The sequence below is a fragment of the Candidatus Planktophila versatilis genome, from assembly GCF_002288265.1.
Taxonomy (GTDB): Bacteria; Actinomycetota; Actinomycetes; order Nanopelagicales; family Nanopelagicaceae; genus Planktophila; species Planktophila versatilis.
This window is the reverse complement of record NZ_CP016778.1, coordinates 506,549-518,799: the sequence shown is the minus strand read 5'-3', so window position 1 is coordinate 518,799 and position 12,251 is coordinate 506,549. Positions and strand designations below refer to the sequence as shown.

The following is a 12,251-nucleotide window of genomic DNA, read 5'->3' as shown; positions in this document are numbered from 1 at the left end:
GTTACCCGTGGGGCGGGCGCATCCCGAGGATTTGGCTACCCACGCGTATATGTGTCGCACCGCAATCAATGGCAATTTCAAAGTCGCCCGACATTCCAGCCGATAGCGATTGTGCGCCAGGAAATTCACCTTGAAAATCACGATGGATTTTTGCAACTTCAGTGAAGCCAATCCGCGCTTCGACGCCAAGTGGCAGCACACACATCAATCCGACCAAATTCACATTCGGCAAAGTGTGTAGGTGCGCGCCGAGGGCAGCAAGCTCTGAAGCCCTTACTCCCCCTCGTGCCGGGTCGCCATCGAGTGAAAGCTGCAGAAAAACATCGATCTCTTTTTCAGTCACCGAATTTAGCTTCGTGGCGTGAGATGCATCATCGAGTGAATGAATGACATCTGCCCACCGTGCTATATCGCGTAGCTTGCGGCTTTGAATCTCTCCCTGAAAATGCCATCGCCCCTCTACTTGAGCAGCTTTTTCCAACCCTTCTTCGTTCCGATTCTCGCCAAAATTTCTCACACCTAACTCATGCAAAATCTGCACATCACTTACCGGATAAGTCTTTGTCACAGCGATCAGCGTGATATCAGGACGGGTAATTTTCCCCTGAAGCTCCGCCAAATTCGCAGCTATCTCATCGCGACGGTTCATAGCCAGACCAACCCAGCCTGTCGTCCCGTCACTCCATCTCGACGGTATGAAAAAAGTTCACTACTTTCTACGGTGCACCCACCCGCAATTTCAACTGCGATCTTCTGGCCCTGAAGTACTTTGACAAGGGCAGCCGGTAAATCAAGAGCGTGGTTGCCGCGTGCACTTCTTGATGCAGCAGCAGGGTGCTGTGCCGTAACTTCGGTGAAGATTTCTTCTGAGACTTCATAACACACACCACAGATTGCAGGTCCTATTACTGCTCGGATATCACGCGCTCCCATGTCTCGCATCACTTCTAGTGCGCGCAGTGTTACTCCATTCACGAGTCCCTTTCTTCCAACATGAACTGCAGCAACTGATTGCGAAGAGATGAGCAAGAGTGGAATGCAATCTGCTACTTGCACTGCCAGCGTTATGCCCGGGATTCCAGTTACCAAGGCATCGGCTGTGGGATCCACATCGCTGACATCTTCCACAACTGCTACTCGATCACCGTGGACTTGTGTCATGAACGCTACTGGGCCAAACTCTTTAGAAAACCGCGCGCGATTGGCAGCGACATGATCAGGGTCATCTCCCACATGGAAACCAAGATTTGCAGATGCAAAAGCACCGGTGCTTGCGCCTCCGGTGCGATTGGTAAAGCGGTAATTCATAGAGCCGATTCCATGGCGATGAGCCTCTGGCCTACTTCATAAAATCTGGTACATCTATCTCATCTTCAGCAATCAGTTCTTCAAAGGTCACGCGCTTGCGTGAACTAGATGAGTCGAGATCAAGTGCGACAGAGAGCGGATCATTAGAAGGAATGGGATCAGCTACTCCGCCTAAAGTCGATGCGTTAATAACCGGCATCTGAACCTTTGTTGGTTCCCCGCCTGCAAAACCAGCTGCAATAACAGTAATGCGAACTTCATCACCAAGTGCGTCATCAATTGTGGTTCCGAAGATAATGCGTGCCTCTGGATGTGCCGCGTTTTGAACCAATTCACACGCTTCATTAATTTCAAAGAGACCGAGATCAGAGCCGCCTGCAACAGAGAGGAGAACTCCCATCGCTCCATCAATTGAAGCTTCAAGAAGTGGACTTGAGATTGCTAACTCAGCAGCTCTGGTTGCTCGGTTTTCACCGCGGGCAGAACCAATTCCCATTAATGCAGATCCAGCATCAGTCATCACTGTCTTCACATCTGCAAAGTCGAGGTTAATCAGACCTGGCTGTGTGATGATTTCTGTAATTCCTTGAACGCCAGAGAGCAGAACTTGATCAGCACTCTTAAATGCATCCACTGCTGTAATGGAACGATCAGAGATGGCAAGGAGTCGATCATTTGGAATAACAATAAGAGTATCTACTTGTTCACGGAGTAGTTCGATTCCTTCATCTGCTTGACGGGAACGAATCTTTCCTTCGAATGAAAACGGTTTTGTGACAACACCAATGGTGAGTGCTCCGAGATCGCGCGCAATCTTTGCAACGATGGGTGCGCCACCAGTTCCGGTGCCACCACCTTCACCGGCCGTAACAAAAACCATATCGGCGCCGCGAAGAATTTCTTCAATCTCTTCAGTGTGATCGATTGCTGCTTGACGACCTTTTTCTGGAGCAGCTCCTGCTCCCAAACCTTTTGTTGATGTGCGACCGATATCTAATTTCACATCGGCATCACTCATTAATAAATGTTGTGCATCTGTATTAATTGCAATGAACTCAACGCCTTTTAAACCGACATCAATCATTCGGTTAATTGCATTTACTCCACCGCCACCGATACCGACAACTTTGATGACAGCTAAGTAATTCTGTGGTGCAGCCACGTGAGTCCCCCTTGCGAACTGTAAACCTCGACTTGAGACTTACATTTCTTCTCTTTATCTTTGCGCTGAAGGTATGGCGTTAGGTAGTAGTAATCAAAGACCGCCACGAACTATTTTCTCAACTACACATTGATACATTTTTAGCAGAAATCAATGTAAAAAAGATTGATCACTCATCGCTATTTAACAATAGGTGCATGTGCAGCCGAAAGATCTACCCTGCGAAGATTCTTATTCTCAGGCAGTTTTACCAAGGCGTTAAATACTTGAACTTTCAAGGCGTTTTTCTCGTTAGCGCCCCACTTCACCGCCAGCTCTCTGCCCTGATAAGCAAGGCGCATGGAGAAGTTGGATTCATTACGTGCCGACAGAGAAATTATCCTGCTTCGAAATGTTTGTGGAAGAGAGCGAAAGAGGGCGATGGCATCGACTCCTAGGGCTTGCGTAGAGGCAGAGACATAGGGCAGATCTGCTCCCTTAAATCCGGGGAGCAGAAATATCGTCCCAGTGGAGTCGATGGTTTTTCCAGCAAAATATGCACTGGGTTTTCGAGGCTCAATTGCAATTCCCACATCGCCACTGATCCAATTACGTGAGACTTGCACATCACGAATCCAAGTCAGCGCACTCAAGCGTTGGGCAACCGAACGAGGTTCGATGCGTGCGATTTTTTGCCCAACTAGAACACCGGATGTCATAAGAACTAATTTCTTTGATTCAACTGTTGGCGCCCCAGATATGACAATGCTCTTGGCGGTAAATACCGAAGACCATGCAAAGAGATAGATCAGACCAACAAAAATTAGCAGCAGCATCGCTGCGATAAGTGAGAATCGATTAACTCTAGGCAAAGCGCTTGTTCAGCCCTTCGGCAATGATGGGGGCGAGCGAGTTAACATCTCCAGCACCCAGTGTGATGATCACATCTCCAGGTTTGGCTAACTCAATCATGCGCTCTGCAGCGAGTGCAAAATTTGGGATGAAGTGTCCATGTTGCATCTTCTCGGCAATCAGCTCTGCCGAAATTCCAGGGATTGGTTTCTCACTTGCGGCGTAGATTTCTAGCAACGTGACATCATCGGCCTTATCTAGTGAGGTTGCGAATTCATTCAAGAAAGCCTGGGTGCGTGAATAGCGATGTGGTTGAAAGATAACTAAGACACGTCCATCACCTGCATATCTGCGCGCCGCATCTAGGGTCACAGATATTTCAGTCGGATGGTGGCCGTAATCATCAATGATTCGAATTCCATGTTCGGTGGCTTTGAGTTCAAAGCGGCGCCCAGCGCCACGGAAACTATGAAGGCCAGCTAGCAGTTGGTGGATGGGCTCGCCCAGACTGAGCCCCATTGCAATACATGCGGCTGCGTTGAGCACATTGTGATGGCCCGGAACCTGCAACTCCAGTGTTCCCACCGTGCGACCATGCCAAATAACTCGAGCGCTGGATCCCATCGGCAGAAGTGAAATCTGATCAAGGCGAAGGTCAGCACCTTCAGCTTCGCCGTAAGAGACGGTAGTGAATGGGTGTGATTGCCCACCTAGCTCGCGAGCACCTTCATCATCGGCGCAGTAAACAAGAAATCCGCCAGGTGAAATGGTGGCAGCAAAGTTGGCGAAGGCAGTTGTTACCTCTTGCGGGGTGTGAAAGAAGTCAACGTGATCGTGTTCAATATTAGTAACAATTGCTGACAGTGGTTTGTATTCGATAAACGACCCATCAGATTCATCTGCTTCAGCAACAAAATATTGTCCTGTTCCTCTATGTGCATTGGCACCGGACGCCATCAGGGTGCCACCAATGGCAAATGATGGATCACTTCCGCATGCCTGCAAGGCAACGGTCAACATCGATGAGGTCGTGGTTTTCCCGTGCGTGCCAGCAACTGCAATGCTCTTTGTGCCCACCATGAGTTGAGCCAGTGCTTGCGCTCGGGTAAGGATTGGGATGGATCGCTCCACTGCATATGACATCTCAGGATTAGTAGATGAGATAGCCGTTGAATAGATCACCACATCAGCTCCCACAACGTTTTCGGCTGCATGCTGTGAATACACAGTGGCTCCCAAAGCAACCAGGGCGCTGAGCACAGTGGAATCTTTGGAATCTGAGCCACTGACGGCAATTCCATCAGAGAGGGCGATGCGTGCCAGCCCACTCATTCCAGAACCACCAATTCCAATGAAGTGAATCTTTTTACCGTGTAGGGAGTGCACTTATTTTCCTCCCGCCAGCACAAATTCCATCAGTGATGCAATCTTTGCAGCTGCCTGTATATCTTTAGCGGAGCCACTTGCTTGGCACTGGGCGCTCTTGGCCAGAAGTCGCTCGATATTTCCGATGAGCCAACTAGACGTGAACTCTCTTTGATCACAAATTTCTGCTCGAGCGCTACTGACTAACTCTGCGGCATTCAGTCGCTGTTCACCATTACCTACTGGCAGCGGAATAAAGAGTGCAAACTTTCCCAAGGTACCCACCTCAGCACATGTCACAGCGCCGCTTCGAGAAATAATGAGATCCGCTGCTAAATACGCTGTTGCCATATCGGAAATGTAGGGGTGAACTTGGTAGTTCTCATCCGATGACATGATTTCGGCTGAGCCACCAGCGCCATGCAAAATTTGAATTCCTCGCACTGCCAGCTCACCCTTAGATTCAGTGATCACGCTATTGATAGCAGTCGATCCTTGAGAGCCGCCAAAGACAAATATCAGCGGCTTCTGCCCATCAAAGCCGAGGGCGGATTTAGCTGCCACTCGCGCTCCACTCCAATTTTGCTCGGCGCGCGAAAATGCCAGCGCAATATTTTCTTTTAGCGGCAGGCCCACGATAAGTGAATGCGCAAGAGAACCAGTAGTGACAGGGTAAGCAACAGCAGTGTGCTTTGTAAAAAGTGCACCCAAGCGATTAGCCATACCGGGCTTGGCATTTGCTTCATGAATAACGATGGGAACGCGCCTGAGCGCTGCCGCAATATATGCGGGCCCCGAAACATATCCACCAAATCCAACAAGGAGGTCAACACCGCGCAGATGTGTCAGGCACTGCGCAATAGATTTGATCAGCGTCAGCGGTGCCAGAATTAATGAAGGCGCGAGTGAACGAGCAATGCGCACTTTGGTGATGAGTAGCAGGTTAAATCCTGCCTCTGGAATAAGTCTTGTCTCTAGCCCAGTAGAAGTGCCCAGGAAATCGATGCGGTCTTGGGGATGTGCCGATTTCCATTGACGAGCAACGGCGAGAGCAGGTTCGATATGTCCTGCGGTGCCACCACCGGCAAAGAGAATGTGAGTCACTTCTGGCGCTTCTTTACAATTTCTCTTCGCACTTCAGGATCGCGCAGAGCCGCACCAGCAACAAAGCCCAGAGCGCAAATTGTTGCAACGAGTGCCGAACCACCGTAGGAAACTAGCGGCAGTGTGACTCCTACGACCGGAAGAAGGCTCGTTGCCGAACCAAGATTCAAAAATGATTGCACTGCAATCCACACACCGATTCCAGCACATGCATATCGAGTCATCGGATCTTGTGCACGTAATCCAATTCTAAAGATGCTGTAAATCAAGGTAGCAATCAGTACGAGAACTCCCAGTGTCCCAACAAGTCCTAACTCTTCACCGATGACCGAGAAGATGAAATCTGTATGTGCCTCGGGAAGGTTTCCCCATTTCTGACGACTGCCACCGAGGCCGACACCGAAGAGTCCACCACTGGCAAGTCCGAGCAAACTGTGGGCTGGCTGCCATCCGAGATCTTTGTAATCTTCTGGTGCAAATGGATCGAGAAAGACTAAGAATCTCTGCATGCGATAGCTCGATGTCACGACAAGTGCTGCAAATATCATGGCACCTATTACGCAGATAGTGCCGAAAACTCGCAATCTGATTCCTGAGACGAAGAGTAATCCAGCCAAAATCACGGCAATGACCGAGGCAGTTCCCAAGTCCCTGCCTAGCATCACTAAGAAGAGAATGAAACAGAAGGCGGGGGCAATCAACTTCAGAACATGAGTATCAAACTTGCCACTTTGCTCTCGCCGAGCCAGTTGATGGCTCGCCCATAGGATCATAAAGAATTTCGCAATTTCACTTGGCTGCACATCAAAGTATTTGAAATCAATCCAGTTCGTATTTCCATTGACTGTCCTACCAACACCAGGAATCAAGAGAATCATGAGAATTGCAATGGAGAGGATAAATCCAAGTTTGCCGAATGCATTCCATTGCTGAGCGCTTAACTTTGCAAGATAGGCTGCTAGCGGAAGTGCCAAGAGCAAGAATAGGAATTGCCGTATAACTATAGCTAGCGCAGTTCCACGCGTATCAAGTGCATGGATTGATGAGGCAGAAAAAACCATCACTAGCCCTAAGAAACTAAGTGCGCCGGCGCTCACCAATAGCATGTATAAATGATTGACGGGTTTGGCTAAGAAAGTTTCACGTGTCTTAGTTGCCATTTTCAACTACCTTCTTAACTGCTTGGGTAAATCTATCTCCACGATCGGCGTAGGAGAGAAATTGATCCATAGACGCGCACGCAGGTGCAAGGAGAACCGTGTCCCCTGGCAACGCCTTCTCGCGCGCGCCTCTGACTACCGACTCCATTAGAGCGTTATCAGTTGCACCAATCTGATAGTTGGCAGGTGCATCAATCATGATGATTTCAATCTGTGGGGCGTGTGAACGCAACTCTGCTGCAATTAATTCACGGTCGGCGCCAATAAGAATGGCAATGCGAACCCGACTCTTGACTCGCTCGATGAGATCTCCCATTGCAGCACCCTTAGCTAGCCCACCAGCAACCCAGATCACCGAAAGTGCGGACATGATTGAGGCAGCTGCTGCGTGTGGGTTTGTAGCCTTGGAATCATTAATCCAGGTAATGCGATCTTTCTCTAAAACAGTTTCAATGCGATGTCGTCCAGGTCTAAATGTCGTAATCGCTGCCCGGATCTTCTCGTGATCGATACCAGCAGTTCTGGCTAGCCCTGCAGCCGCAAGAGCATTGGAAACATTGTGCGGAACGGTAGGCAATACTTCAGCGAGTTCGCAGAACATGGCAGCTTCTTGGGCATCTGCCACAAAGGCGCGATCAACAAGGAGTTCTTCCACGATTCCAATTTCACCTGGCGCCGGAGTATCCAGTGAGAAAAACACCTTTCGCCCCTGCCAGTGCGCACTATGGGTAACTACCCGCCCATCTTCTGCGTTAAGAATTGCAGTATTGCTCTTTTCTAGAAGAGAGAATTTATCTGCAGCATAGGCATCAAGGCTTCCATGCCAATCAACGTGATCTTCGGCAATATTAAGAATTGCTACCGAGACGAAATGCGCATCTTCTAACCAATGCAGCTGGAAAGATGAAAGTTCGAGAACCAGGAACTCATACTTTTCTGGGGATTCAACAGCTTCAATCACGGTTGTTCCTACATTTCCGCAGGCAAGAGCAGAAACTCCGCCAGTACGAATCATGTGTGCGGTGAGTTCTACCGTTGATGTCTTGCCATTTGTTCCGGTCAGGCCAATCCATTTTTGAGTAGGGCTTTTAAGGCTCCAGGCGAGGTCGATCTCATTAATGATGGGAACTTCTATTTTTCGGGCAGAGCTCACCAGCGGATGATCTTCGCGCCAGCCTGGAGATAAAAGTAGTAAATCAAACTCTGAAATTTCTACATCAGCTAGTGCAAGCAGATCAAAACCTTCCAACTCTCGAACCTTTTCATCCGTGACTTTTACCTGCGCGCCACGCTTGATCAGTGCACGCGCTGCAGCAACTCCTGTGACACCTGCCCCTGCTACCAGGATGCGTTTGTCAGATAATTCGACATATAAATTCTGTGGCATAGCTACCTGGTATTTATCCAGCAACCCACTGGGTATAAAAGAGTCCAAGTCCGAGCGCCACACTCAGGCCAGCAATAATCCAGAATCGCAGCACGATCGTGACTTCTCCCCAACCCAGCAATTCGAAATGGTGTTGCAACGGAGCCATCTTAAATAAGCGCTTTCCACCAGTTGCTTTGAAGTAGATAACTTGAAGTGCAACTGAGAGCGTGATGATGACAAAGATTCCACCAAGTGGAATTAAGAGAAGCTCTACCCGAAGTGAAGCAGCCATCCCGGCTAGCGCTCCACCGAGTGCAAGTGAGCCGGTGTCACCCATAAAGATCTTGGCCGGTGATGCATTCCACCACAGGAATCCGGTACAGGCACCTGCAAATGCAGCAGCAAGAACTGCGAGGTCAAGTGGATCTCGAACGTTATAACAATTAGCTGTCACTGCTACCGCACAACTTTGCCCGAACTCCCACACTCCAATAAGTATGAAAGCAAGGAAGGTCATCACAGATGCACCGCTAGCAAGACCGTCAAGGCCATCGGTGAGATTGACTCCGTTACTTGTAGCGGTCACCATAAATGCAATCCACACAACAACCAGAATTGGGCCGAGTGAAATGCTGGTATCGCGCAGGGTCGAGAGATTAAGTGAGATAGGAGTCAGGCCATCTTTATCAGGGAAATGAGTTCCGAGATATCCAAAAATGGAAGCAAAAAATACTTGGCCAAAAATCTTTGCCTTGCCTGATATTCCAGCTGAATTCTGTCTCGCGACTTTCATGTAGTCATCGAGAAAACCAACGAGCCCAAGTGCTACAACCAGGCCGAGGATAAGAACTGCTGAAACTGAGATAGTGCTTCCCAGTACTAAGTGGGCAAGTAAGTATGAAATAAGTGCGGAAAAAATAATGATGATGCCACCCATAGTGGGGGTGCCACGTTTAGTGTGGTGGGTAGTTGGACCGTCATCTCTGATGATTTGCCCATAGCCGCGCCGGGCAAGTGCTTTGATCAAAACGGGAGTTCCGAAGAGAGAGAAGAAGAGTGCGAGGGCGCCAGCGACCAAAATAAGTTTCACTCTGCAACCATCCCTTCACTCCATTGCACCGAAATCATTTGCGCTAACTCTTCAAGTTTCTCGGAACGAGACGCCTTGACTAAGACCACATCACCTTGGTTGAGGTTGCGCGCAATAGCACTCGCCTCATCTTTGCTCGCACATAAATGGATTGTGGTGTGAGATCCATTTTCTGCTGAGCTTGCATACTCCGGTGCATTGACACAGACCAGATGGTCAATTCCAAGCTCAGAGGCAAGGGTGCCAATATCGGCATGGTCAGATTGGGATGACTCGCCGAGCTCCTGCATCTTTCCCAAGAATGCCCATGACTCTCCCCCGCGTTCTTGGGCAAAGAGAGCTAACGTGCCAAGGGCTGCAACCATGGACTCTGGACTGGCGTTATAGGCATCGTTAATCAAAAGCAATTGCGGAAGTTCAATAATCTCCATCCGCCATTTAGCACCAGATTCTGCCGTTGATAACCCACCAGCAATCTGATCAAGTGAGAGTCCGAGTTCGGTGGCAACAGCTGCAACGGCAAGCGCGTTGGCAACTTGGTGCAAGCCAACGATACGTAGTCCTACCGCGGTTCTGCCCTCCGGTGTCACTAAATCAAAATGAGCTCTGCCTTCGCGGAATTCAATATCTGTGGCACGAATATCACAGCTACTTTTTTCGCCAAAGTAAGAGGTCTTTCCGCTATGAAGCGCCGCCATCTTTGGCGTGAACTCATCATAGGTTCCTAAAATTGCAACGGCGCTCGGTGCCAAAGCCGAAATTAATTCGGACTTGGTTCGCGCAATCATTTCAACTGAACCAAATTCACCTTTATGGGCAGAGCCAACTTTTAAGACAACGCCAATATTGGGCGCAGCAATAGCAGCCAACCTAGCAATATCACCTGCGTGGCGCGCACCCATCTCCACAACGCAATATCGAGTCTCTTCCATGCACTCTAATAATGAAATTGGCATTCCCAAGTCATTGTTGAAATTTCCAGATGGGGCAACTGTCTTGGCAACATTGGAAAGTACTGAGGCCAGTAACTCCTTCGTCGTTGTTTTTCCTTGCGATCCAGTAATTCCAATAACTGTGAGGTTTGGCAGTTGCATGCGAACATGGTGCGCCAATTTTCCTATTGCGAGAACGACATCATCGACAATAATGTGAGGACCAGGTACTGCCTTGCTTCCTAGCGTGAGCACTGCACCGTGTGCACGTGCATCTTCCACAAAATCATGACCGTCCGCATTCTCACCCTTAATTGCAAGAAAGATGGAACCCGTAATCGCTTTCCCAGAATTAATGACAGGTGCCTGTGTGACCGTGACATCATCACCATGGAATGTGCCACCGACAATTTCTGCGATTTTCAACCCCTGCATAGGAATCATTTTTTTGCCTCAATCGCTTGCGCCAGCGTGAGTCGATCATCAAATGGAGTAATAACGCCAGCGACTTCCTGGCCCACTTCGTGACCTTTACCCAGAATCAAGACGGTATCCCCAACAGAGGCCAGGTTCACCGCATAGGTAATCGCAGCTAAACGATCTTCAATAATCTTTGATGGTTCATTGATATCCACCTTCGATGTCATCTGGCGCAAGATCTCCGCCGGGCTCTCGCTACGTGGATTATCGCTAGTAAAGATTGCCACATCACTACCGCTGGCAAGTGCCTGTCCCATCAGAGGGCGCTTGGTGGCATCTCGATCTCCACCACAACCTAATACTGCAATCACTTTCCCAGTTGTGAATTCGCGCGCTGCTGCAAGTACTTTCTCAACGGCATCAGGTGAATGCGCATAATCCACCAGTGCGGTGAAATTCTGTCCTAGTGAAATAGGTTCCACTCTGCCGGGGGCTCCGGTAAGAGCAGGAATCAGTGCAGCGATTTCAACAGGATCAATTCCAGATTCGTGTGCGATGGCAACTGCCATCAGCAGATTATCTAAGTTATATCCACCGAGTAAGGAAGTTTTACTCTCAATCAGAATTCCACCGTTACCTCTGATACTGATCTCAGCCCCTGATGCAATGGTGTGAATCGCAGTGAAGTGCCATTGGGCAGCGCTATTGGTTCGCGAAAGTGTGACAACTGGGATTTCGCACTGCGCCGCCAGTCTTGCACCATACTCATTATCAATATTGATAAAACCAAGATCGGCATACTCGTATGTAAATAGCTTTGCCTTAGCTGCGAAATAGGATTCCAGATCCTTATGAAAATCAAGATGATCTTGCGAGAGATTAGTAAAACCAACGATTGCAAAGTGAGAAGCTTTCACGCGATTCATGGATAGCGCGTGACTAGAAACCTCCATCACAATCGATCGCATATGTCGCTCCCGCATCACCGCAGATAGAGCCTGTAATTCAGGTGCCTCCGGCGTAGTTCTCACACTTTTGAGAACTTCAGATCCAATCCTGGTTTCGATGGTGCCGATAAGTCCGCTCTCGCGCCCGGCACCTGCAAAGAGTTGATAGAGCAAGGTAGATACCGTGGTCTTGCCGTTGGTGCCGGTGATGCCGATAGTGGCTAAGTCCCGAGTGGGATCTTTATATAAAGATGAGGCAATCATGGCGCCAGCGCTGCGAACATCTTTTACTACCAAGGTAGGTAGGGCGCTTGTGAGGGCTGCGCCAGCTACATCAGTAACAACTGCAACTGCTCCCCGAGCAACGGCTGCTGCGATGAAGTTTGCCCCATGCACCTTTGTTCCTGGAATTGCTAAGAAGATATCTCCAGCTTCAACTTCGGAATCAGAGTGCACTACTCCTGTGATTTCAATACCTGCAGCTAATTTCTTGATTGCCTCAGTATTTTCAGCGCTTACAAGTTGCGCCACCTCAGATAGGTTGAGGGAGAAATTTGTAAGCG

11 protein-coding genes are annotated in these 12,251 nt (G+C 49.1%); all 11 read right to left on the bottom strand.

Annotation, left to right across the window (positions count from 1 at the left end):
* Position 1: 1 nt before the first annotated feature.
* The gene (locus A1sIIB76_RS02670; protein WP_095684614.1) at positions 2-649 is read right to left on the bottom strand and encodes a YggS family pyridoxal phosphate-dependent enzyme; all 648 of its coding nucleotides are present in this window, start codon (positions 647-649) and stop codon (positions 2-4) included.
* The gene (gene pgeF, locus A1sIIB76_RS02665; protein ID WP_095684613.1) at positions 646-1,308 is read right to left on the bottom strand and encodes a peptidoglycan editing factor PgeF; all 663 of its coding nucleotides are present in this window, start codon (positions 1,306-1,308) and stop codon (positions 646-648) included. The genes A1sIIB76_RS02670 and pgeF overlap by 4 nt, the downstream gene beginning before the upstream one ends.
* 31 nt (positions 1,309-1,339) lie before the next feature.
* On the bottom strand, positions 1,340-2,470 hold the full coding sequence (gene ftsZ, locus A1sIIB76_RS02660) for a cell division protein FtsZ (protein ID WP_095684612.1): 1,131 nt from the start codon (positions 2,468-2,470) through the stop codon (positions 1,340-1,342).
* A 179-nt stretch (positions 2,471-2,649) separates the two neighbouring features.
* Positions 2,650-3,321, bottom strand: a complete 672-nt coding sequence (locus A1sIIB76_RS02655) for a cell division protein FtsQ/DivIB (RefSeq protein ID WP_223298189.1) — start codon at positions 3,319-3,321, stop codon at positions 2,650-2,652.
* A complete protein-coding gene (gene murC, locus A1sIIB76_RS02650; protein ID WP_095696957.1) occupies positions 3,314-4,687 on the bottom strand; it encodes a UDP-N-acetylmuramate--L-alanine ligase in 1,374 nt (457 codons plus the stop codon). Before murC ends, A1sIIB76_RS02655 begins: the two co-directional genes overlap by 8 nt.
* Complete coding sequence (locus A1sIIB76_RS02645) at positions 4,688-5,770, bottom strand: UDP-N-acetylglucosamine--N-acetylmuramyl-(pentapeptide) pyrophosphoryl-undecaprenol N-acetylglucosamine transferase (protein ID WP_095696956.1); 1,083 nt, start codon at positions 5,768-5,770, stop codon at positions 4,688-4,690.
* Positions 5,767-6,930, bottom strand: coding sequence for a putative lipid II flippase FtsW (ftsW, locus tag A1sIIB76_RS02640; protein WP_095696955.1), 1,164 nt, complete (start codon positions 6,928-6,930; stop codon positions 5,767-5,769). Before ftsW ends, A1sIIB76_RS02645 begins: the two co-directional genes overlap by 4 nt.
* The gene (gene murD / locus A1sIIB76_RS02635) at positions 6,920-8,317 is read right to left on the bottom strand and encodes a UDP-N-acetylmuramoyl-L-alanine--D-glutamate ligase (RefSeq protein ID WP_095696954.1); all 1,398 of its coding nucleotides are present in this window, start codon (positions 8,315-8,317) and stop codon (positions 6,920-6,922) included. The genes ftsW and murD overlap by 11 nt, the downstream gene beginning before the upstream one ends.
* Positions 8,318-8,330: 13 nt before the next feature.
* Positions 8,331-9,389, bottom strand: a complete 1,059-nt coding sequence (gene mraY / locus A1sIIB76_RS02630) for a phospho-N-acetylmuramoyl-pentapeptide-transferase (protein WP_095696953.1) — start codon at positions 9,387-9,389, stop codon at positions 8,331-8,333.
* A complete protein-coding gene (locus A1sIIB76_RS02625; protein ID WP_095696952.1) occupies positions 9,386-10,765 on the bottom strand; it encodes a UDP-N-acetylmuramoyl-tripeptide--D-alanyl-D-alanine ligase in 1,380 nt (459 codons plus the stop codon). The genes mraY and A1sIIB76_RS02625 overlap by 4 nt, the downstream gene beginning before the upstream one ends.
* On the bottom strand, positions 10,762-12,219 hold the full coding sequence (locus tag A1sIIB76_RS02620) for a UDP-N-acetylmuramoyl-L-alanyl-D-glutamate--2,6-diaminopimelate ligase (protein WP_236859435.1): 1,458 nt from the start codon (positions 12,217-12,219) through the stop codon (positions 10,762-10,764). Before A1sIIB76_RS02620 ends, A1sIIB76_RS02625 begins: the two co-directional genes overlap by 4 nt.
* Positions 12,220-12,251 lie beyond the last annotated feature (32 nt).